This is a genomic window from Bradyrhizobium sp. LTSPM299 (genome assembly GCF_000938235.1).
Lineage (GTDB): Bacteria > Pseudomonadota > Alphaproteobacteria > Rhizobiales > Xanthobacteraceae > Bradyrhizobium.
Map to the genome: position 1 here is coordinate 115,049 of NZ_JYMU01000050.1, position 21,544 is coordinate 136,592.

22 protein-coding genes and 1 pseudogene are annotated in these 21,544 nt (G+C 64.0%); 12 read left to right on the plus strand and 11 right to left on the minus strand.

Annotated features, from left to right (window positions below):
* The first annotated feature begins 258 nt into the window (after window positions 1-258).
* Window positions 259-1,488, plus strand: a complete 1,230-nt coding sequence (locus UP10_RS26840; RefSeq protein WP_082077272.1) for a tetratricopeptide repeat protein — start codon at window positions 259-261, stop codon at window positions 1,486-1,488.
* A 6-nt stretch (window positions 1,489-1,494) separates the two neighbouring features.
* Here UP10_RS26840 and UP10_RS44595 read toward each other — a convergent pair whose 3' ends face one another.
* The 3 genes and pseudogenes from UP10_RS44595 to UP10_RS26850 form a co-directional block, all read right to left on the minus strand.
* Window positions 1,495-1,635 (minus strand): hypothetical protein, encoded by a 141-nt coding sequence (locus UP10_RS44595; protein ID WP_156180274.1) that lies wholly within the window; start codon window positions 1,633-1,635, stop codon window positions 1,495-1,497.
* 194 nt (window positions 1,636-1,829) lie between these two features.
* Window positions 1,830-2,054, minus strand: a pseudogene (locus tag UP10_RS26845) (transposase); the annotation flags it as partial.
* 42 nt (window positions 2,055-2,096) lie between these two features.
* Complete coding sequence (locus UP10_RS26850; protein WP_044590237.1) at window positions 2,097-2,990, minus strand: LysR substrate-binding domain-containing protein; 894 nt, start codon at window positions 2,988-2,990, stop codon at window positions 2,097-2,099.
* Between the two features lie 222 nt (window positions 2,991-3,212).
* Between UP10_RS26850 and UP10_RS26855 the strand changes: the two genes are divergently transcribed.
* From UP10_RS26855 to UP10_RS26865, 3 genes are all read left to right on the plus strand, one after another.
* Window positions 3,213-4,193, plus strand: a complete 981-nt coding sequence (locus UP10_RS26855; RefSeq protein ID WP_044590319.1) for an epoxide hydrolase — start codon at window positions 3,213-3,215, stop codon at window positions 4,191-4,193.
* Window positions 4,194-4,245: 52 nt separating this feature from the next.
* Window positions 4,246-5,133 (plus strand): alpha/beta fold hydrolase, encoded by an 888-nt coding sequence (locus UP10_RS42190; RefSeq protein ID WP_156180276.1) that lies wholly within the window; start codon window positions 4,246-4,248, stop codon window positions 5,131-5,133.
* A 94-nt stretch (window positions 5,134-5,227) separates the two neighbouring features.
* The gene (locus UP10_RS26865; RefSeq protein WP_044590238.1) at window positions 5,228-6,241 is read left to right on the plus strand and encodes an alpha/beta hydrolase; all 1,014 of its coding nucleotides are present in this window, start codon (window positions 5,228-5,230) and stop codon (window positions 6,239-6,241) included.
* A gap of 141 nt (window positions 6,242-6,382) precedes the next feature.
* Here the strand turns inward: UP10_RS26865 and UP10_RS26870 are convergent, their stop codons facing one another.
* The 3 genes from UP10_RS26870 to UP10_RS26880 all read right to left on the minus strand — a co-directional run bounded on the left by UP10_RS26870 (window position 6,383) and on the right by UP10_RS26880 (window position 12,760).
* Entirely contained in the window at window positions 6,383-7,849 is a 1,467-nt protein-coding gene (locus UP10_RS26870; protein WP_044590239.1) for a glycerol-3-phosphate dehydrogenase, read from the minus strand.
* A 340-nt stretch (window positions 7,850-8,189) separates the two neighbouring features.
* On the minus strand, window positions 8,190-9,713 hold the full coding sequence (locus UP10_RS26875) for an ABC-F family ATP-binding cassette domain-containing protein (RefSeq protein ID WP_044590240.1): 1,524 nt from the start codon (window positions 9,711-9,713) through the stop codon (window positions 8,190-8,192).
* A gap of 356 nt (window positions 9,714-10,069) precedes the next feature.
* On the minus strand, window positions 10,070-12,760 hold the full coding sequence (locus tag UP10_RS26880) for a sensor domain-containing protein (protein WP_044590241.1): 2,691 nt from the start codon (window positions 12,758-12,760) through the stop codon (window positions 10,070-10,072).
* Window positions 12,761-13,022: 262 nt separating this feature from the next.
* Between UP10_RS26880 and UP10_RS26885 the strand changes: the two genes are divergently transcribed.
* Window positions 13,023-14,126: an NAD(P)/FAD-dependent oxidoreductase gene (locus UP10_RS26885; protein ID WP_044590321.1), complete on the plus strand. Its 1,104-nt coding sequence runs from the start codon at window positions 13,023-13,025 to the stop codon at window positions 14,124-14,126.
* Between the two features lie 89 nt (window positions 14,127-14,215).
* On the opposite strand, the gene UP10_RS26890 is transcribed toward UP10_RS26885, so the two are convergent.
* Entirely contained in the window at window positions 14,216-14,401 is a 186-nt protein-coding gene (locus UP10_RS26890; RefSeq protein WP_044590242.1) for a YdcH family protein, read from the minus strand.
* Window positions 14,402-14,642: 241 nt separating this feature from the next.
* Between UP10_RS26890 and UP10_RS26895 the strand changes: the two genes are divergently transcribed.
* The 3 genes from UP10_RS26895 (at window position 14,643) to UP10_RS26905 (ending at window position 15,516) form a co-directional block, all read left to right on the plus strand.
* Window positions 14,643-14,849: a YdcH family protein gene (locus UP10_RS26895; RefSeq protein ID WP_029085523.1), complete on the plus strand. Its 207-nt coding sequence runs from the start codon at window positions 14,643-14,645 to the stop codon at window positions 14,847-14,849.
* A gap of 178 nt (window positions 14,850-15,027) precedes the next feature.
* Window positions 15,028-15,237: a hypothetical protein gene (locus UP10_RS26900; protein WP_044590243.1), complete on the plus strand. Its 210-nt coding sequence runs from the start codon at window positions 15,028-15,030 to the stop codon at window positions 15,235-15,237.
* Window positions 15,238-15,264: 27 nt separating this feature from the next.
* Complete coding sequence (locus UP10_RS26905) at window positions 15,265-15,516, plus strand: hypothetical protein (protein WP_044590244.1); 252 nt, start codon at window positions 15,265-15,267, stop codon at window positions 15,514-15,516.
* Here UP10_RS26905 and UP10_RS26910 read toward each other — a convergent pair.
* The gene (locus tag UP10_RS26910; protein WP_044590245.1) at window positions 15,513-16,205 is read right to left on the minus strand and encodes a GGDEF domain-containing protein; all 693 of its coding nucleotides are present in this window, start codon (window positions 16,203-16,205) and stop codon (window positions 15,513-15,515) included. The two genes, UP10_RS26905 and UP10_RS26910, sit on opposite strands and share 4 nt — an antisense overlap.
* A 145-nt stretch (window positions 16,206-16,350) precedes the next feature.
* Here UP10_RS26910 and purE point away from each other — a divergent pair, with 145 nt between their 5' ends.
* The gene (purE, locus tag UP10_RS26915; RefSeq protein ID WP_044590246.1) at window positions 16,351-16,839 is read left to right on the plus strand and encodes a 5-(carboxyamino)imidazole ribonucleotide mutase; all 489 of its coding nucleotides are present in this window, start codon (window positions 16,351-16,353) and stop codon (window positions 16,837-16,839) included.
* Complete coding sequence (locus UP10_RS26920) at window positions 16,836-17,939, plus strand: 5-(carboxyamino)imidazole ribonucleotide synthase (protein ID WP_044590247.1); 1,104 nt, start codon at window positions 16,836-16,838, stop codon at window positions 17,937-17,939. The genes purE and UP10_RS26920 overlap by 4 nt, the downstream gene beginning before the upstream one ends.
* Before the next feature lie 87 nt (window positions 17,940-18,026).
* Here UP10_RS26920 and aqpZ read toward each other — a convergent pair whose 3' ends face one another.
* Complete coding sequence (aqpZ, locus tag UP10_RS26925) at window positions 18,027-18,746, minus strand: aquaporin Z (protein ID WP_044539451.1); 720 nt, start codon at window positions 18,744-18,746, stop codon at window positions 18,027-18,029.
* 265 nt (window positions 18,747-19,011) lie between these two features.
* Between aqpZ and rpsU the strand changes: the two genes are divergently transcribed.
* Together rpsU and UP10_RS26935 are read left to right on the plus strand one after the other, a co-directional pair.
* On the plus strand, window positions 19,012-19,317 hold the full coding sequence (gene rpsU, locus UP10_RS26930) for a 30S ribosomal protein S21 (RefSeq protein ID WP_044539452.1): 306 nt from the start codon (window positions 19,012-19,014) through the stop codon (window positions 19,315-19,317).
* A 275-nt stretch (window positions 19,318-19,592) separates the two neighbouring features.
* Window positions 19,593-20,087: a tetratricopeptide repeat protein gene (locus tag UP10_RS26935; RefSeq protein ID WP_245321885.1), complete on the plus strand. Its 495-nt coding sequence runs from the start codon at window positions 19,593-19,595 to the stop codon at window positions 20,085-20,087.
* Window positions 20,088-20,089: 2 nt separating this feature from the next.
* Here UP10_RS26935 and UP10_RS26940 read toward each other — a convergent pair whose 3' ends face one another.
* Together UP10_RS26940 and UP10_RS26945 are read right to left on the minus strand one after the other, a co-directional pair.
* Window positions 20,090-20,956 (minus strand): hypothetical protein, encoded by an 867-nt coding sequence (locus tag UP10_RS26940; protein ID WP_044590322.1) that lies wholly within the window; start codon window positions 20,954-20,956, stop codon window positions 20,090-20,092.
* Window positions 20,957-21,247: 291 nt separating this feature from the next.
* A complete protein-coding gene (locus tag UP10_RS26945) occupies window positions 21,248-21,532 on the minus strand; it encodes a cupin domain-containing protein (protein WP_044590249.1) in 285 nt (94 codons plus the stop codon).
* Between the last annotated feature and the right edge of the window lie 12 nt (window positions 21,533-21,544).

The following is a 21,544-nucleotide window of genomic DNA, read 5'->3' on the forward strand; positions in this document are numbered from 1 at the left end:
TCCACACTCGCTTCGCTGGATGTCACGTCCTTCAGCCCCGATTCCCCGCCGGTCCGATCATGGCCGCAAGCTAGCGGCGGATCGCCACCGGCTCAACCGCTTCACGCGACAACTCCCGCAATATTGTCGCCATCAGCGTCTCTGCTAGACTTCGTGTCCAATTCGCGAGGACATCAGATGAAGCTCGACCGCTACGGCCTGCCGCTGACAACCACCTCGGACCGCGCCGCCTCGCACTATGTCGACGGCGTCGATCGCATGCTCGCGGCCCTGCACGGCGCGGATGCGGCGTTCGATGCGGCGATGGCCAAAGATCCTGATTTCGCGATGGCCCATATCGGGCGCGCCCGCGTGCATCAGCTCAACATGGAAGGCGCGGACGCCCGCGCCAAGGCGGCCAGGGCCCAGCAACTGGCGGCGGCCACGAGCCCGCGCGAACGCCAGCATATCGAGATCATGGCATCCGTGATCGGGAGCCAGGCCGCGAAAGCCATGACGGCCGCCGAACAGCATCTGGCGGAGTATCCGCGCGATGCCCAGGTCCTGTCGCTGCTGCTCGGCGCCTTCGGTCTCTATGCCTTCTCGGGGCGGGCCGATCACGATGCGGCCCGGCTCGCGGTCTGCGAACGCTACGCCGGTGATTATGGCGACGACTGGTGGTTCCTGACCTATCTCGGCTGGTCGAAGACCGAAGCCGGCGATGTCGTCTCCGGACGCAAGATCACGGAGCGCGGTTATGCGCTAAAGCCGGAGAACGCCAGCGCCGCGCACGCCGTCGCGCATGCGCTGTTCGAACAGGGTGATGGGAGCGAAGGTCGCGCATTTCTGTCGGCTTGGCTGCCGGCGAATGAGCGCACGAGCTTCCTACAGGGCCATCTCGCCTGGCATCTCGCATTGATCGCCCTCGAAGAAGGCGACGCCGACGGCGCGCTCGACATTTACGAGCGTCATCTCAAGCCGGCGGGACGCCCGTATCCGCCGCTCAACATCTACACCGATACGGCCTCGCTGCTCTGGCGGCTGTCACTGGCCGGAAAGACGGGCCTCGAACCTCACTGGCGGGATGTCGCCACGTATGGCAACGGTTATTTCCCGAAAGCCGGCGCGCATTTCGCCGACGTGCACCAAGCGTTGGTCGCGGCGACGACGAACGACGCCGCATTGCAGACGCGGCTTATGGAAATGGAAGCGCGCCAGGCCGACGGCAAGCTGGCGCCGGGCCCCTCCGCCATCGGTCTCTGCCGCGGGATCGCCGCCTTTGCCGCGGGCGATCATGGCGATGCCGTCCGCATTCTCGCGCCACTGATGCCCGAGCTGGTGCGGATCGGCGGCAGCCATGCACAACGTGAACTGTGGGAAGACACGTTCATCGTGGCCTGCCTTCGCGTCGGTCAGGGCCGGCAAGCGGCAGGCCTGATCTCGGAGCGGCTGCATCGCCGCCCGTCCCGGCGCGACCTCGCGTGGTCGCAGGAGGCCGCGCGGCAGTAGCCGTGCTCAGCCTTCATAACTGTCAATGACGGCGTCGGCGACGGCGCGCTTGGTGATGATGCCGACCACGTCGTTGATGCGCGGCCGCACGGCGCCACGAAACACGATGGCGGCGCCGGCGCTTGCAGATGTCAATGTGGCGGGCATCAAGGGGCACCAACTGGCTGAGCTATCTTCAAAGCACGAAATATACGAACCCGCCTGAGATGAAAGTGCTTATTGCCCGACCGAGCATGCGCATGTCGCAGGTCTGGGACGGGCGCCCGCCCGATCTGCTCTACCGACTCTAGGCCGTAACTCATAAGCACGGAGCCAGAGTCGCATTGAAGCGAGTTGGCCATGGCGAGGAAGTTGGCAGCGAGCTTGTCGTAGCGGGTAGCGATGCGGCGATAGTGCTTCAACTTGGAGAAGAAGCGCTCGATCAGGTTGCTCTCGCGGTAGAGGCGCTTGCTGAAGCAAGGCTTCCAACGCCGGTTTCTTTTCGGCGGGATATTGGGCGTGGCACCTTGGCCTTGGATCAACTTCCGGATGCGATCCGCATCGTAGGCCCTGTCTGCCAGCACGATGGTGCGTGGACCAAGATGTATCTTCCCGGCCGCCCAGATCGGTCAAGCCTCCGCAGCTAACCGCGCTTTCAAGCGCGGCGTGGCGAAGTCCAGAAAGGCGCGGAGCTTCAGCGGCAGATATTCTCTCGCTCCTCGCACCAGACTGAGCGGAAGCGTTTGTCGCTTGAAGTCCGGCAAAACCGAAACCAGGGTGCCGTCTTGGAAGTTCGACGCCACATGATGGGAAAATACCGAAACAATCCCCATACCTTCCTTCGCCGCCTCGCAGGCAGCGTCGGTCGAATTCACGATGAGCCGATAGCGAACCGGGATCTCACCGTCATCGGCAACACTCCAAAAATCTGATCCGGTAAAGCCCTGCACGCCGATGCAGTCATGTCCGATAAGATCGGCCCGCGTCCGCGGGATGCCTCGGGCTTTGAGATACAGCGGGCTGGCAGCGAAGACTCGACGGATCGTGCCGACGCGCGTGGCAATCATAGCACTGTCCGGCAGGTCCCCGACGCGAAGGGCGGCATCGATACCTTCCTCGGTCAGGTTGACCTGTCGGTTGCTGAGCGTCAGGCGGACGTCGATATCGGGATAGGCCCGAAGAAAATCAGCCAGCACCGGTACAAGATGCAGGCGACCGAAAACGATGGGCGCCGTCACGCTGAGTTCGCCCTTGGGCGCCGTGTACTCCCCCGCTGCGATGCGTTCGGCTTCGCCCACGTCTTCCAATATCCGCTTGCAGGCGGCGACGTAGGACCTACCTGCATCTGTCAGACTGATCCTGCGGCTTGAGCGTGTCAGCAACTGGGTCTTGAGGTGCTCTTCCAGAACGGAAATCTTCCGGCTGACGGTAGTGAGCGGCGTGTCGAGCAGCCGGGCAGCGGCCGAAAGGCTGCCCGCCTCCACGACCGTCACGAGCATCGACATCGAGTCCAGGCGATCCATCGTTGTTTCCAAAAAATGGAAGGAAGCCTCCCATCTTTACGATATTATGCTTTGAATCGGTAGATACCATTCTCTGTCCTGCGAGCGGCAAAGCATCACGCAGGTAGGGACAAAGTCGTCGTCATGAGTGGCAACGAGAAGATTTCGGGCCCGAGCTTCGTGCTCTCGCGCCGCACTTTCCTTGTGGCAGGCACAGCCGCTGCCGCAAGCCTGGAGGGTAGGATGGCTAAAGCGCAAATCTCCGGGGGGAACGACCGCCTCAAGGAATACGACGTGGCGACGAACGACATCACCCTTCACGTGACCGAGCAAGGTGAAGGGCCAGCCGTGCTTTTCTGCCACGGGTTTCCTGATACGGCGTACACGTGGCGGCGGCAGATGAAAGCCATCGCGGCGGCCGGATACCGGGCGATCGCTCCGGATATGCGAGGCTACGGTCGCAGCTCGGCCCCTAGCGATGCGAGCCTGTACACGCCGCTGCAAACCGCTGGCGACCTCGTCGGCCTGCTCGATGCGTTGAAAATCCCGAACGCGGTCCTCGTGGGGCACGACTGGGGTGCCACGCACGCTTGGAACGCCGCGATGATGCGGCCCGATCGGTTCACCGCCGTGTTCTGCCTGAGCGTGCCCTACGTGCCGCGCGGTGAGGTCAGCGTCTTCGAGCGCATGCGGAAGTCGGGCCATGAGAACGACTTCTACATGTTCGAGCAGATCCGACCGGACGCCGACCAAATCTGGGCCGACGCTGCGGTGACCATTCCGGGGATCCTGTTCTGGGCGTCCGGGTCTGCCCCCGCCGGGAAACAATGGAGCCCGTTGGATCCAGCACGCAGCCTTCATCGCCCGGCGCCTGGGCCTTTGCCGTCATGGGCGGAGCCGGACTACGTCAAGCACAACGTCGCCGAGTTTCAACGCACGGGCTTCCACGGCGGCCTGAACTACTATCGCGCGGCCGAACCGTATTTCGCCCTGTCCCCCGCTTTCAAAGGCGCGAGGATCGCGCAGCCCTCGTTTTTCATCTGGGGCAAGGCGGACGGCCTGAAGGAACTCTATCCGCTGACGATCGACCAGATGCGTGCGGGTCTGCCGGGCCTGGTGGGCGGGCTCGAACTCGACAATGTCGGCCACTGGGTCCAGCACGAGGCCGCCGATCTGGTCAGCGACCAGCTCGTGACGTTTCTCCGCGCGGTGAAACCTGCTTGAGACGCGCCTCCTCAAATTCGAGCACCCGTTGCCAACCGCGAAGGAGCAGACCATGAGTGAGTGTTCAAACGCTTTGCCCGCCTTCACCGAACACCGCGTTGAGCGTGATCGCGGCAGCCTGCACGTCCGCGACTTTCCGGGCAGCGGGCCCGCATTTGTCGTGCTGCACGGGTTTCCGGACAACTCCCACATCTACGACGACCTGATCCCGCATTTGGTGGCGGCCGGGCGTCGAACCATCGCGATCGACTTCCTGGGTTTCGGCGCCTCCGATAAGCCGGAGGGTGTGCGCTATAGCTTCGACCAACAGCTTGGCGATCTGGAAGCGGTCGTGGAGGTATTGGGGCTGGAAAAGGTCATCCCTGTCGGCCACGACGCGGGCGGTCCGGCCGCCGTCAACTTCGCGCTCAGGCACCCCGAGCGCACAGCGTCGGTCTGCTTGATGAACGCGTTCTACGTCGACGCGCCCGGCCTGCGCGTGCCCGAGTTCATCGAACTGTTTTCGAACAAAGGCCTGCGGGCGCTGGCACAGCATTTCCTGGCAAGCCCGCAGCAGTTCGCGTGGCTGTTGGGCTTTCAGCGCGATCAGATGCAGGTGGGCCTGACCGAGGCACAGAAGGCCCGATACACGGATTTCCTCGGGCCAGTCATCGACAATAACTTCCGGCAACGGCCAAGCGCTGGTCCCGCCTTTGCCCAGATGACCTATCAATTGACCGACGAGGTCGCTGCCAATACGGCACGCCTGCTGGAATTCCGGCGCTCCGAAGTTCCACTCCTGCTCATCTGGGGAAAGCACGACCCGTACCTGCATGTCAGCGTCGCCGAATACATGCGGTCCAATGCTCGACATGGCGTCCTTCACGTCCTCGATGCTGGTCATTGGCCCCAGATCGACGCGGCGATCGACGTCGCACGCATCCTGCCTGCGGGCCACTGACCGTCAGGGCGTCCACCAGTCATCTCGCCACCGGAGCGACCTCGATCACGTGGATCGGCAGGATCATTCAAGACTAGTCAAGGTCGGAGTGCCAATGATGCAGCTCGTCAGTCACAGCAACCGCTCGCCCCGCCACACGACGCACTATTTGGAGGCCGGGCCTGCCGATGGCCCCTTGATCATCTTCCTCCATGGCTGGCCCCAGATCGGCCTCATGTGGCGCGCCCAGATTGAGGCGTTTGCGGCTGAAGGTTGGCGGTGTGTTGCGCCCGACATGCGCGGATATGGCAGCTCGTCAGCACCGACAGCCTCCAATGACTATGCCCTTGAGGAACTCGTTGGCGACATGGTCGAGCTTCACGAGCATCTAGGCGCGCGCCCGGCCATTTGGGTCGGCCACGATTGGGGCAGCCCCGTCGCCGGGGCGCTGTCGGCGCTGCATCCGGCGCGGAGCCGGGGTGTCGTCCTTATCTCCGTCCCATATTTTCCCCATGGGTTCGCGCTACCTAACCTTGTCCCGCTGATAGACCGTGACCTCTATCCCGCCGACCAATACCCGGACGGGCAGTGGGACTATTATCGCTTCTATCTGACCCATTTCGAGCAAACAGTCGGCGATATGGATGAGGACATTACCGCGACTTTGGCGTCCCTTTATCGGCCAGGAAACCCCGCTTCGGCGGGCAAGATCTCGCCATCCGCCCTGTTGACGGCCAATGGCGGACGCTACGGTTCGGCGCATCGGGCGCTGCCGACAGCGCCGGATCCTGCGCTCTGGCCGCCCGCCGACTTCGATGTATTGGTGGACGCGTTCCGCCAGCGCGGATTCCGCCCCGCCAACAGCTGGTATCTGAACGATGCTGCCAACATCGGCTATCTACACTCAGCTCCCGAGGGCGGCCGGTTAGGGCGGCCGACGCTGTTCATCAACGGTGACTGGGATCCGATCTGCGACATCAACCGTAGCCGTCTCGGCGAACCTATGCAGCTCGCGTGTGAGGACCTATCCGCGACAAACCTGCCCGCAGGCCATTGGCTGCCGCTTGAGCGGAAAGCCGAGGTTCCTCGCGCGATACGCACGTGGCTCGAAACGAAAATGCTCTGGTAGACTGTCTCGAAGCTGACTACTTCGCGATCTGGAACGTCTGAGCCCGCGGAGAATCGGAGGTCGAGTGTCCTCATCTCGTACCAGCATCTGAAAACGGACGGTTCACCCCCTCATGGTCATCGCGATTTATCAATTTACGGCCTATGGCCGCGCTGCCATGAAAGCCGCGAGCGCCTCGCGATCGGCCTGCGGCATGGTCAGCCCGAGTTTCGTGCGCCGCCACAGCACGTCATCGGGAAAGCGCGCCCATTCCTGTCGCATCAGATAGCGCAACTCTGCGCCGGTTAGTTCGGGACCGAAAGCGGGGCCGAGATCGGCCTTCTGCCTGGCATCTCCGAGAATGTCCTTGACGTTCAGTCCATACGCGGCGACGAGCCGCCGCGCCTGCTCCTCGGTAAGGAAGCGCCAGCGGGCGCGCGCGATATCGACCTCGGTCTCGAAGCGGGACCACGCGAAATCGCCGCCGGGTAACGGCGCCTTTGCGGTCCAGCGCGGCGTCATCGGATAGAACCGGGTGAATTCCGAGACCGCTTTCTCGGCACGACGCCGCGAGGTGGTGACGTCGCCGCCCAGGATCGTGAGCAGCGGCGCCTTGCCGCGCCGGAAATCGAGCGTCATCGCCCCATCGGCCATGCGCCGGCGAGCGGGTGCGACGATGGAGTTGGCGCCTGAGACCGTCCGCACCACATCGACCGGGGCGATCTGCTCGCGAAAATAGCGATTGGCGGCGTCACAGAGATAGGCGGCATCATGCACGCCCATCGCGACGACAGCCGGATCGCCCTTGAACGGGTGAGCAACTGACCCGATCAGGGTGAAATCGCGCTCATAGGGGCTGGCGAAGATCAGTCGTCCGTCGCGATTCTGGAACACATAGACGTTGTCGCTGTCGAACAATCTGCGCACCACGATCTGGTTGATCTGCACAGTGTCGAGCGACGGCGCGGGCACACGCAGGACGGTGTCCGCGACGGAGCCGGCCCACGCGCCGGTCGCATTGACCAGCGATCGCGCCGTGATCACCTGGCGATAGCCGCGATCGATCACGATCAGCCGCCAGGTCGTGCCACGGTCGGCGCGTGTCACGCGTGCACCGGTGCGGATGTCGGCGCCGCGCGCGGCTGCGTCGACGGCGTTGAGGACGACGAGCCGGGAATCGTCGACGATGCAGTCGGAATACTCGAACGCGGTTCCGAACGGCCGCTTCAGCGCATTGCCGACCGCATGGTGGGTGACATCCACGGTCGCCGAGCGCGGCAGGCCACTGCGCGAGGCCAGTCGGTCGTAGAGCAACAGCCACGAGCGCAACTGCCATGGCGGCCGCTCCTCGGCGTGCGCCGGGATCGCAAAGCGGGCAGGCCGCACCAGATGCGGCGCGATCCGAAGCCATACATCGCGCTCCTTCAACGCGGCATGCACACGGAGGAAAGCCCGCCGTTCCAGCCCCGCCAGATCGCCATGGACCAGCCGCGGCGAGGCCTGCGAGGCGCCGGAGCCAAGATCGCCCTGTTCCAGCAGGATCACGCGCAAGCCGCGCCCGGCGGCATCACGAGCCACGCTCGCGCCGTTCAAGCCGCCGCCGATGATCGCAAGATCATAGTCCGCCATGCGCAACGCCTATCGCATTTTCGTGCGAACGGAATACGTATTCGCAAGCAGATTGCGTCAAGGCGCGGCGATAGGGCGGATGAAGTCCAGCTGGCGCGGTCTAGTGGCAAACTCCATCTCTCCCGCTTGCGGGGGCGAGCGCGTGCTTGCACGATTTCGGAATATTCGAATAAGAACCCTGAGTTGCCCGACGTGTCAAGCTGCCTGGTCGAACCCCGGGCTACTTTGCATGGGGTTGTTTTCGATATTTTGGCAGCGCGCGCCCCTGCCACGGTCCCGCAAGTGGCAGAGGGAGCACACCGCCTTCACGACGGCTATTCAACCTGACTCCATCAGGGCACTAACCTGCCGTGGCCGCGGCAAAGAAGCGCTCCGGCCCGTCGACCTCAGTTAGTTTCTTGCCTTCGATCACCCAGAACCGGTTTGCCACCGTCCGCACGAACTGGCGGTCGTGGGAGACCAGCAGGCAACTGGCCTGATGCTCCATCAATTCGCCCTCCAGCGCCTCCTGACCTTCGATATCCAGATGGTTGGTCGGTTCATCGAGCAGATAGAAGTTCGGCTGGACGAGCCGAAGCAGGAGCATGCCGAGACGGGCCTTTTGTCCGCCGGATAGCCGCCCGATCGGACGGCCCTGCATCTCGATCGACAGGCCGGCGCCTGCGAGCAGAGCGCGCGCACGCTGATCGCCAACATCGAAGCGGTCGATGATCGTACGCGTCGGAGTGTCCGTGTCAGTGAGATCGGCAAGCGCCTGGTCGCAATAGCCAAGGATCAGCGACTCTGTCGCCTTGATCTCGGCGGATGCGGCCTCGGGGTTCTCGATCGCCTGACGCAACGCCGCGACCAGCCGGGTCTTGCCCGCGCCGTTCGCTCCCAACAGCGCGATCCGGTCACCCTTGCAGATGAACTGCTTGCCGGTCTTGAACAGCAGCCGTCCGTCCGGCGTTGCGATCGTCGCGTCGTTCAGCCTGATCAGGACCTTGGCATGGGTGTCGCGATTGGCGAGCCTGATCGCTCCGGCCGATCGTTCGACATGCGCGGGCTTCGCCGTCTCCTCCAGCTTCTCGGCGCGCAGCTTCAATTGCTTGGTTTTCGACAGCAGAAGATCGCTACCGGAATTGATCCCGAGATTGTTGAGCTTCGCGGCCTGCTGGCGCAGCTGCCGGACGGTCTTCATGTCCCTGAGATGGCGCCGCTCATCCGAAGCGTCCATGTCGTCAAGCGCCGCGCGGGCCTGCATGTAGGGCAATGAAAACAGCTGCGACCGCTCTGGCCGCAGGAACAGCGTCCGGTTCGTGGTCGCATCGAGAAAGGCGCGGTCATGGCTCGCGATCACAACCGGCATGTCGCGCGGCAATGCGTTCAGCCAGGCTTCGAGCCGGCCTATTTTGGCCAGGTCGAGATGGTTGGTCGGTTCGTCGAGCAACAGCACATCGGGCTCGATCACCAGGACGCAGGCGAGCATGGCGAGCCGCAGCCAGCCGCCGCTCAGCTGTTTCAGCGGCCTGTCCCACAAATCCTCTGATACCTCGAGCGATTGCAGGGCGATGTCGACCCGCCAGCCTTCGCTTGCGCGCTGCTCCCTGGGGAGCGCCGCAAGCACCGCGGCGTGGACCGGCGTATCCAGCAACATCGACGGAACGTCCTGCTCGACATGGCCGATGGTGAGCCCGCGCGATCGCGTGATCTCGCCTTCGTTTGGCTCCATCGTGCCGGCGATGCAGCGCAGCAGCGTGGATTTGCCGCGGCCGTTGGCGGCGACAAGCCCGATCCGATCGCCGGCATTGACGACGAGATTCAGTTGGGAAAACAGCGGCGCGTTCAGCGTCACGCCGAGATTGCGGATGTTGACAATGGTCACGATCGTTCTCTGGTCTTGCCGGCAATCACGACATCGGATGTGCGTGTCGAAGCGCGGCTGATGATTCAAATGCGGGCGCGAACGATCAACGCTCGACGCCGCACGGCCACGAAGGGCAGACCAGGAAGAGATTTAGAGAAAGCCTCTGGTCAGCCCTGCAAACGCATTTGCAGGGCGTTACAGGGGCCACGCCGGCGGTGGTGCAGGAAACATGTCGCCACGACGCAGCCCTCCTTTCTCGGTTGAATGATTGGTCAAGATTAGCCAAGCGTGCGTGCGAAGGCAAGCGACCCCGATCTACCCGCACTGGTTTCGAATTGTCTGGCCGAAGTTCTGCCTGTTCACGTCCTGCGGACTTACGCGGTCTTGCGCGCCGGCTCCACGACATTGCCGCCGCCCCCGACCAGGGCCGCATACTGGCCGATCGGCGCGGGCCTGCCGAGCAGGTAGCCCTGCACGGCGTCACAGCCCTCCTCCGACAGGAAGGCAAGCTGCTCCTCGGTCTCGACGCCCTCGGCGACGATCGACATTTCCAGGCCGTGGCCGAGATCGATGACGGCGCGCACGATCGCGGCCGATTGCGGGTTGCGGCCGAGATTGATGACGAAGGCGCGGTCGATCTTGATCTTGTCGAACGGAAACGCCTGCAGGTAGCTCAGCGAGGAATAGCCGCTGCCGAAATCGTCCATCGAGACGCGTACGCCGAGCGCCTTCAGCCGGCGCAGCAGCGACAGGCCACGGTCGAGATCCTCGATCAGCACGCCTTCGGTGATTTCGAGCTCGAGCCGATCGGGTGCCAGCCCGGTCTCGAGCAGGATCGCGTGAACGCGGCCGACGAGATCGCCATGGGTGAATTGCGCCGGCGACAGGTTCACGGCGACCTGCAGCGGCACCGTCCAGGACGCGGCCTCCCGGCAGGCTTCGCGCAGGATCCACTCGCCCATCTCGACGATCAGGCCGCTTTCTTCCGCGAGCGGAATGAAGTCGCTGGGCGGCACGAAACCGCGCACCGGATGGTGCCAGCGCGCCAGCGCCTCGAAACCAATGGCCTCGCTTGCCGCGACCGTCGCGCCGGCCGTGGACTGCGGCTGGTAATAGAGCGACAATTCGCCGTTCTTGATCGCGACCGACAACTCCTGGTGCAGCACCCGACGATCGCGGATCTGCTGGTCCATCTCGGCCTCATAGATCGAGATCGTACCGCGCGACTTCGCCTTGGCACGGAACAGCGCCGCACCGGCATTGGCAAGCAGCGAAGCTGCGTCGGACCCGTTGTGAGGGAATACCGAGATGCCGGTGGTGACGCCAGTGCGAACCGACTTGCTGTCGATGGTGAAATCCAGCCCCAGCGCCTCGGCCGCCTGTTCGGCCAGCGCGATGCCCGCCGCAGGCTGCTTGCCGTCAATGATGAGGCCGAATTCGTCGCCCGACAGCCGGGCCACCACGCCGCCGCGCGCCACCGCTTGCAGGCGCTGCGCGACCTCGATCAGCACCTTGTCGCCCGTCGCATGGCCGAAGACATCGTTGACCTCCTTCAGCCCGTCGAGGTCGACGCAGAGCACGGCGAACTCCTCGTCGGTGCCGGCACAGGCCTCGATCATCTGGGCGAGCGCCTGCAGGAAGGCGGCGCGGTTCGGCAGATCGGTCAGGCCGTCATGATAGGCCATGTGCGCCATGCGCGACTCGGTCTGGCGCCGGTCGGTGACGTCTTCATGGGTCTTGATCAGATATTGCGGCTCGCCATTGTCGTCGAGCACGGTCATGCGGCGGGTGAGGAACAGCCGCAGGCCGTCCTTGGTCGAAATCGGGTGCTCCTCGGCGATCATGCCGCGCTTCTTGATCGCCGCCTCGTCGCGGGCGATGATCAGCTTGGCTTCGCGCGGATTGAAGATGTCGGCGGCGGTCAGGCCCGTGGCATCCTCGCGGCGGCGGTTGAGGATCGTCTCGGCGCTGCGGTTGGCCAGCAGATAGCGGCCGTCGCTGACCCGCTCGACGATCAGCGAGACCGGGATGTTATCGACCACGAGCTCGAGGAACTTCTTGTTGTTCTCGAGCTCGCGCGACAACGAACGGCGGTCGGTGACGTCCTCGAACAGGGCAATCAGGAATTCCGGTTCGCCGGCCTCGTTGCGCGCGATGACGCGGTTGGATGCGAGGATGCGCTTCTCGGAACCGCGCTCGACGAAGAATTCACTGCGGTGATAACCCTCCGGCGCATTTAATGCCGCGCGGTCGGCGGCCTCGATGCTGGCGGCGGTCTCAGCACGGAAGATCTCGTCGGCGTGCTTGCCCATGATGTGATCGCGCGAGAAGCGCGAGAAGCGCTCGAACGCGCGGTTGGCGAAGATATAACGGCCGTCCTCGATATTCTTGGCCGCGACGCAGACCGGGACGTTGTCGAGCACCGATTCGAGAAATTGCGTCGTCGAGGCGAGCTTGCGCGACAGCTTGCGCTGGTCGGTGCAATCCAGATGGGTCGCGACCGAGCCGCCATTCGGCAGCGGGAAATACTTCACCAGCACCGATTTACCGTTCGGCAGTTCGGTGACCAGCCCCTCCGGCTCTGCGGCTCTCGCATAGAAATCGTCGACGCTGAGGTCGAGCGCGCCGCGGCTGCGGCGCAACTCCACAAGCTCGGGCCCGGTCATGTTGCGCGGAATGTCGGCGCGCGACAGGTCGTAGATATCGAGATAGCGGTCGTTGCAAAACACGATCCGCATATTCGCGTCCGTCATCACGACGCCCTGGTTCAGGTGGTTGAGGGCCGAGGAAACGAACGCATTGCGCCGCAGCTGCGATCGCTTGGCCCTGCGCAGGGCCGAAAGGATCCAGAGCCCGACCGCACCGAGGAAGGAGGCGACCACGACGCCGCCGATCAACAGCTCCCAGATCAGGTTGGGATCGAGGTCACCGAGATAGCTCGACGGCGCAAACGCGCCGGATGCTGCACTGGCAATGCTGCATTGCGTGACGATAGCGATCAGGCAAAGTGCGACCTTTGCCGGAATCGAATCCTTCCCGCCCGCCTGCCACTTCCTGCCAGCCATCAGTCACCCGCGGATTTCCGTGGCCGAGTGTCCGACTTTTGCGGTTTGGATCGGGTAAACGCGTTGCGATGCAACTGGAAAATGTAAGTCAATTTATGGCAATTGCCCTGACATGATTAATAGTCCACTAACGCGACGTGGCTCTGAAACTAATTGAAACAACCCAGACACTTACCTCGACAGAACTTGCCGGGCAAAACGATGCTAATCGTGAGCGATGGCGGCGGTCGTCGCACCGGAATTGTCTGACCTGAAGGACGAGATGGACAGGGTTGATTGCGTGATCGTCGGTGCAGGGGTGGTCGGCCTTGCGGTGGCGCGGCGGCTGGCACAGGCCGGCCGCGAAGTTGTCGTCATCGAGGAGGCGGAAGGGATCGGCACGGTGACCTCGTCGCGGAACAGCGAGGTGATCCATGCCGGCATCTACTATCGCGCCGGCAGCCTGATGGCGCAGATGTGCGTCAGCGGCAAGCGCGCGCTGTACCGCTATTGCGCCGAGCACGGCATCCCTCACAAGAATTGCGGCAAGCTGATCGTCGCCACCACGCATGCGGAAACCGAGAAGCTGCAGTCGATCCGCTCACATGCCGCGGCCAATGGCGTCGACGACATGCAACTGTTGTCCGGAGAGGCGGCGCGCGCGCTCGAGCCGGCACTGAATTGCGAAGCCGCCCTGTTGTCGCCCTCCACCGGAATCATCGACAGCCACGCCTACATGCTGGCGCTGCGCGGTGATGCCGAGGATGCCGGCGCGGCCTTTGCGTTCTACACCCCGCTGCTGCGCGCGAAAGCCACGGCCGACGGGATCGAGATCGAGGCGGGCGGCGAGGCTCCGATGACGCTCGCGTGCGACCTCTTGGTTAACGCCGCCGGGCTCGGAGCATCGGCGGTCGCGCGCAGCATCGAGGGCATGCCGATCGAATTGATCCCGACAGCCTATCTGGCCAAGGGCAATTACTTCAGTTGCAGCGCGCGGGCGCCGTTCTCACACCTGATCTACCCGGTGCCGGAACCCGGCGGGCTCGGTGTACACCTCACCCTCGACATGGCGGGCCAGGCCCGGTTCGGTCCCGACGTCGAATGGATTGATCACGTCGATTATGCGGTCGACCCGGCCCGGGCCGAACGGTTCTATCCGGCGATCCGGAAATATTGGCCGACGTTACCGGACGGCGCACTGATGCCGAGCTATTCGGGTATCCGGCCCAAGATCGTGCCACCGGCAGTCGCCACCCAGGATTTCCTGATCCAGGGCCCGCGCGAACACGGCGTTAGCGGTCTGATCAACCTGTTCGGGATCGAGTCGCCCGGGCTCACATCATCGCTTGCGATCGCCGATCATGTCGGCGAAATCGCGGGGCTCTGAGCAAATGCAGCATGTACCTACTCGGCGGATGGGCGGTCTAGCGTCCATCCAGCGGCGAAGGTGAGCCAGAAAACTTTGCGGGGGATTGACTAGTGGATCGTTTCTACCGCGGTATGTCTCAACCGCTCGATCTCGTCCTTGACCATCAACTTGCGGCGCTTCAACTCGCAAATATGCAGGTCGTCTACGGAGGGGTGCACGAGTGCTTCGTGCAATTCGTTCTCGAGAATTTTGTGCTTGCGTTCCAGTTCGACCAGATGCGCCTGTATTGCCATTACGAACTCCCTCGGTGGGTTAAACCTCAGATTCGATCCGGACTGTTGAGTGTACACGAGTGGAAGGAGCTGTCGATGGGGGACGCAAAATGCCGCAGTCAGGTTTTCAATCTTATCTGTAACCAATCGTGAGTATGGAACCCATCCAGCTTGCGCGGCGCGCGCGCAGGGACGATATTTCGGCAAGCGGCGGCCGCTTCGTCCGTCACAACCTCATCTTGCTTATCAGTCAACATACACCATGAACGATCAGGATGAGCGCGAACTCCACGCTGAGCTCGCGCGTCTGCAACAAGAGCACCGCGACCTCGACGCCGCGATCGACGCGCTGCATCAATCGCCGGCGCCGGATCTCCTGATGCTGCAGCGCTTGAAGAAGCGGAAGCTGCAGCTGCGCGATCGCATCGCCTTCATCGAAGACCAGATCACGCCGGACATCATCGCCTGACGCGCGCCCCTGCGGTCCGGCACGTCGCACGCAAACATGTTTTCCCCGTCATCCACAGCGGCCGTCAGCTTCACGTTCGCGGCAACATCGGCTGAGGCACTTTTCGGCCCTTGACTCAAAAGGAACGAAAAGAGAACATGGACTTCCAGCCGCCAAATCCAGAAAAGGGAGTTCCGCCATGTCCGCACCGTCTTCCCTGCCCGAAAACAGCCGCTACGACCAGGCGTGCGATCAGGCGATCGCGATGTGCGACGGCAACCTGCGCAGCACCATCAAGGCGCTGATCATGGCCAACGAATATCTGGAGAGCGAGCTCGAGGAGTTGCAGGCGGCGATCACCGCAGGCCGCGTGCCTGCACCGACCCATGCGGCGAGCGACGCCGCATGACCTCTAGCTAGTCTAAGGAGCAGAGCGATGGCCGATGTCACCTACTACGTGGCGCTGTCGTTCATGCAGGACGATGACGGCACGCCGATCGCAGGCAATGCCGAGGAATGCCAGAGTTCGGCGACCGCGCTGCGGCGCGCCGAGTTGATGTCGCGGATGCCCGGCAGCATCGGTGCCGTCGCATTCAGCCGCACCGGTGATCCCGCCATCGGCGAATTCGGCGACGCCAAGCTGCTGCGGGCCTTCGGCAATGTGCCGAACGATTTGAGTGCGCTCTAAATTCTTGGCTCGTGCCGCCGTTGCGCCTTGCGCACATACATCGCGCGATCGGCCTCATCGAGGGCGCGCTCGATATCGGAATGCGGGCCGAGGATCGCAACACCCGCTGACGCGCCCGCGGTGACGCGGCTGCCACGGAAGATGAAGCTCAGATGGTCGATCGTTTCCTCCAGCGCCGCGGCCTTGGCCCTGGCATCGATCTCGCTGAGGTTCCACAACAGCACCGCAAACTCGTCGCCGCCGAGCCGGCCGAACACGTCGGAGGCACGTGTCTGGCGCGACACCGCGGCGACGATCGCTTTCAGCACCTCGTCACCGGCCGCATGCCCGAACGCATCGTTGATCGGCTTGAGACGGTCGACGTCGAGCACGACCAGCGCGCCGCTGGCGTGATAGCGCTTGATGAAGGCGATCGCGCGCGCGAGCTCACGCTCGAAGCCGCGCCGGTTCGGGATATCGAGCAGGAAGTCGGTCTCGGCGGTGGCCTGCAGCTCCTCGATCCGGGCCTGGGCCCGCGCCAGCTGCGTCCGCAACCGGCGAATCGTCGATTTGTCGTCTGAAGCGGCTGGGGCCCGCGAGGGGGGCGCGGTTCCAGCCCGGCCCGACCCGGGTTTGCGCGCGACTGGGGGGCTTTTCCGCCTTTTTGCAGCCCCGGAGGCGGCCGCCCTGGTTTTCTTCTTCATGCGCATCCTTGTTGAGGCCTGCTTATGAAGGCTTGCCGGGATTCACCAAGACAGGATAGTCCATTCTAACTCCCTTGCCACGCCTTGGATGAAGCCCGGGCCGCCCCTATAATCGGCCTATGTTTTTGGATTCCTGCACAGAATTGACGAGATGACCGCCCCGATCGCCATCATCATGGGAAGCCAGTCCGATTGGGAGACCATGCGCCATGCCGCCGACACGCTGGCGGCCCTCGGCGTTGCCTGCGAAACCCGGATCGTTTCCGCCCACCGCACCCCTGACCGGCTCTATGCCTTCGCCAAGGGCGCCAAGGCCGCCGGGCACAAGGTGATTATCGCCGGCGCCGGCGGTGCTGCGCATCTGCCGGGCATGACGGCCGCGCTGACCGAGCTTCCGGTGTTCGGGGTTCCCGTGGAATCGAAGGCGCTGTCCGGCGTCGATTCGCTCTATTCGATCGTGCAGATGCCAGCCGGGATTCCGGTCGGGACGCTCGCGATCGGCAAGGCCGGCGCGATCAATGCCGCGCTGCTTGCAGCGAGCGTGCTCGCGCTCAACGATCCCGCGCTGGCGACCCGGCTGGCGGCCTGGCGCCAGCAGCAGACCGACGCGGTCAAGGACCATCCGGAGGCCTCGGCGTGACAGCTTCTGATCCAGTGAAGCTGAAGCCGGGCGACACCATCGGAATCCTCGGCGGCGGACAATTAGGCCGGATGCTGGCCATGGCGGCGGCACGCCTCGGGCTCAGATGCCAGGTTTTCTCACCCGATCCGGATTCGCCGGCCTTCGACGTCGTCCAGAACGCGACCTGCGCGGAGTACGCCGATGTCGAGGCGCTCGAACTGTTCGCCAATGACGTCGACGTCGTCACCTATGAGTTCGAGAACGTGCCGGCAGCAACCGCCATGGTGCTCGCGGCGCGGCGCCCGGTGCTGCCGGCGCAGAAGATCCTCGAGACCACGCAAGACCGGCTGATCGAAAAGGACTTTGTCAGCAGGCTCGGCATCGGCACCGCCGATTATGCCGATGTCGCCTCGGTCGGCAGCTTACGCGCGGCGATCGAACGCATCGGACTGCCGGCGGTCATCAAGACCCGGCGCTTCGGCTATGACGGCAAGGGCCAGGCGATCATCCGCGAGGGCGACGACCTCGACCAGGTCTGGGAGGATCTCGGCACCAAGTCGGCGATCCTCGAGGCGTTCGTGCCGTTCGAGCGCGAGATCTCGGTGATCGCGGCGCGCTCGGCTTCCGGCGAGGTCGAGTGTTTCGACGTCACCGAGAACGAGCATCGCGATCACATCCTCAAGATATCCCGCGCGCCGGCGGCGATTCCCGACGAGGTCGCCGCACAAGCGCGGGGGATCGCCGAAAAGATCGCCTCGGCGCTCGACTATGTGGGCGTGCTCGCGGTCGAGATGTTCGTGGTGTCTGGCAAGGGCGCGCCGACCGTCTTGGTCAACGAGATCGCACCGCGCGTGCATAATTCCGGGCACTGGACGCTCGACGGCGCCTCAATCTCGCAGTTCGAGCAGCACATCCGCGCCATCGCCGGCTGGCCGCTGGGCAAGCCGGTGCGCCACGGCGAGGTCACCATGACCAACCTGATCGGCGACGATATCCTGAGCTACGAGCAATGGCTCACCGTTCCCGGCGCCACCGTGCATCTCTACGGCAAGGGCGCGCCGCGCTCCGGCCGCAAGATGGGCCACGTTACCGAACTGACGGCGGCCCGCAAGCCGTAGGCCATCCTCTTCCGCCGCCGTACTCTCGACGCATCGATAAAAATGGGATCGTGACGATCACGACCCCATTTGCCGATCACGCGGTCTTCACGCCGTCTTACCGGCAACCACGCCGGTCGGTTCATCGCTGAGCCAGCGATAGATCACGCCGCCCAGCACGCCGCCGATCAGGGGCGCGACCCAGAACAGCCAGAGCTGCGACAGCGCCCAACCACCGACGAACAGCGCCGGTCCGGTGCTGCGCGCCGGATTCACCGAGGTGTTGGTGACGGGAATGCTGACCAGATGGATCATCACCAGCGCAAGCCCGATCGCGAGCGGCGCGAAGCCGGCCGGCGCCTTGCCGTGAGTCGCACCCATGATGACGAACAGGAACATCATCGTCATCACCACTTCGGTGATGAAGCACACCACCATGCTGTACCCGCCCGGCGAATGCGCGTCATAGCCGTTCGATGCAAAGCCCTTGGCGACATCGAATCCGGGCGCCCCGCTCGCGATAACATAGAGCAGTGCCGCGGCGACGATCGCTCCAGCGACCTGCGCAATGATGTAGGGCAGGATCTGGCCGGCCGGGAAACGCCCACCCGCGGCCAGCCCGACCGTGACGGCCGGATTAAGGTGACAACCCGAGACATGACCGATCGCGTAGGCCATTGTGACCACGCTCAGCCCGAACGCCAGCGACACGCCGACCAGGCCGATCCCGACCTGTGGAAAGCCGGCCGCAATCACCGCGCTGCCGCAACCGGCGAATGTCAGCCAGAATGTACCGATTGCCTCGGCCGCGTATTTCTTCGTATCCATGTGGCATCTCCCCTATTTCCAATGTCCGGAGTTGCTCAAAACTCCGGGAACAGCCGTGATCCTGGCGCCAAACCTCCCAAATCAGGGCCGTACCGGGGCATTTGCGCCTCATTTCATGGCTTTAACTAGGCCCCAAAGTCACACCACCGGTGGACATCCGCGCATTTGTCTGATAAATGCGCGCGCTCAGGGTTAAGGGGCAGGCTTTTTGTCGCCCTTTTGCTTGCCAGAATTCCGAACCGATCAATTCAAAAGAGGATGCCGCGTGCAGGTTCTCGTCCGCGATAACAATGTCGACCAGGCTCTCAAGGCGCTGAAGAAGAAGATGCAGCGCGAGGGTATTTTCCGCGAGATGAAGCTCCGCGGTCACTACGAAAAGCCCTCCGAGAAGAAGGCCCGCGAAAAGGCCGAAGCTGTGCGCCGCGCGCGCAAGCTGGCGCGCAAGAAGCTGCAGCGCGAAGGCCTGCTGCCGATGAAGCCGAAGCCGGTGTTCGGCGCCGGTCCGGGTGCCGACCGCGGCGCCGCTGGTGGCCGTGGTGGCGCAGGGGCTGGTCGTGGTGGCCCGCGCTGAACCGTTTTGCTGATCCGGAAGTCTAACAGCGCGGGCCCAGGGCCCGCGTTGTCGTTTTGAAGCAGACGGTGTTCCGGGTTACCAATGCAAAATTACCTCCGAGAGTATTTTGCATAATGGCTGTGCCGGCGCTCCGCTCCCGCTTCGGACCTGGGTACCGCCGGCATCGGGTACGGCAGCTCGTCGCCGTTGCAGTCGTGCTCACCCTGCCCTTGGGAGGTTGCTCGTTCGACTTGGGATCCTGGGGCTCGGACGACAAACCGAAGGCGCCGGCTGTGGCCGAGAGGCAGGCCGACACGATCACGGCGCAGAATATCAGCGACGCCAAGGACCATGCGGTACGCGGTCAGGTGCTGGCGCGCTCCGGCAGGACCGACGAAGCGCTCGCTGAGTTCGATCAGGCGCTGGCGGCCGATCCCTACAACATTCAAGCCCTCTACGGCCGTGGCCTGATCTATCAGGGCCAGGGCCAGCATCCGCAGGCGATCGAGGATTTCACGGCGGCCAACGGGTTGTCACCGCAGAAGGTCGACCCCCTGCTCGGACGCGCCACCAGCTATCTCGCGCTCGACAAGGCCAAGGAGGCCGCAGCCGACCTCGACGAGGCGGTGCAGGCCGATCCGAACAGCGGCGCAGCGTGGAGCGCCCGCGGGCAGGCCTATGAACGGCTTGGGGAGAAGGCCAAGGCGGCCGCGTCCTACAACCGCGCGCTCGCACTGCGGCCGAAAGACGAGGCCGCGCGCAGCGGGCTCGCCCGCACCGGCGGATAGCTCTACTTCGGCAGAACGGCGTGGAAGACCGACTTGACGCTGGACAGCATGTCGTCGGCGACGGAGGTGTGCTGCTTCGCGGGCGGCGGTTCAGACGCCTCGGCGCGCAAATCCAGCGGGGGGACCACGACCACCGGAACTGGAATGTCGGCCGGGGGCGTCATCCGGTTCGGATCCTGGACCTCGGTGGCATAAGGCGGACGCGGCTGTGCGGATTGGTCGACAGTCTCGCTTGACGGATTCGACACCATGATCGGCGGCGGCAACGGCCGGATCGTCGGTACCGCCACTGCACGCGGCGTCTCAGGCAGGCGGGCAACATCGGTCGCACGCGGCGCTTCCTGGGGACGCGAAGCCTCCTGCGGACGTTCCTTGCGCAGCCGCTCGATCGCGGCGCGCGCGAGGTCATTGGCGTCACGGGTCTCCTCGGGGGCGACCGCGGCCTCGGCCGGCACTGTAGCTGGCGTCAGCTTCGCCACAGCCTTCGGCGCAACAGGATGATGGCGCGTATCGGCCGGAATGCTTGCGGTGTCGGCCGGTGCATCGGCCCCCTTCAGGTCGGCGGATTTCTCAGCGGGCTTCTCGGTGACGGTGGCCTTCTCGGACGCCGAGCGCTCGATCAGCGTCCGCTCGGACATGCCTTTGGCCTTCACGCCGGCTTCGGGAAGGCTGCTGATGACGGTGGGCTTTTCGGCGGGCTTGACCGTGGCCTTGGGGTCAGCCTTGGGGTCGGCAGCGGCCGATATCGCCGCGGCTGCCGGCGCTTCCGGCCTGGCGACGATATAGTGGTTAACGATGTACGCCCCGATGATGGTCGCCGCCACCGAGGGTAAGATGTCCATCGCGAATTTTTTCAAGTAACTCAGCATGGCCTGCCACTCCCCGCCCCGGATTTTCATGCTGGAACTTTGAGGCACATTGAGGGATCAACTGCGACAGATCGGTGGCAAACGCCTGTTCCGCCGTAACCTTTGGTGTCACTTCGGTTTCAGCCGGAGGCGACCGCACGCACAAAATCGCGGGCCGCTCCCGGCTTCCAGATCATCGTGAAGCCGTTAACGGCTGATGAATTTCCGCTTAACGGCCGATGAATTTCCACATCCACCGGCTGGGACCTGCCATTCCGGCCCAGTTTGGCCGTGGAAGCGGCGATGCACGCTTCAGGGCTTCAGTTCCACCTCGAGGAACACGATCTCGCTGGCCGTCTCGTTGAGCACATCGTGCTGGACGCCGGCCTTGCGGAAATAGGACTTGCCGACGCCGAGCTGCGCCTTGGAGCGCTCGCCGTTCGGCGCCACGATGGTCATCTCGCCCGCGGTGATCGGCACGATGACATAGTCCATCCGGTGGGTGTGGGGACCTGTGGCGCTGCCCGGCGCCAGCCGCCATTCGGTGACCCGCACCTCCGCCGTATCCACCTGAACGTCTGATGCAGCACTAAGCATTGTCTTTCTCCA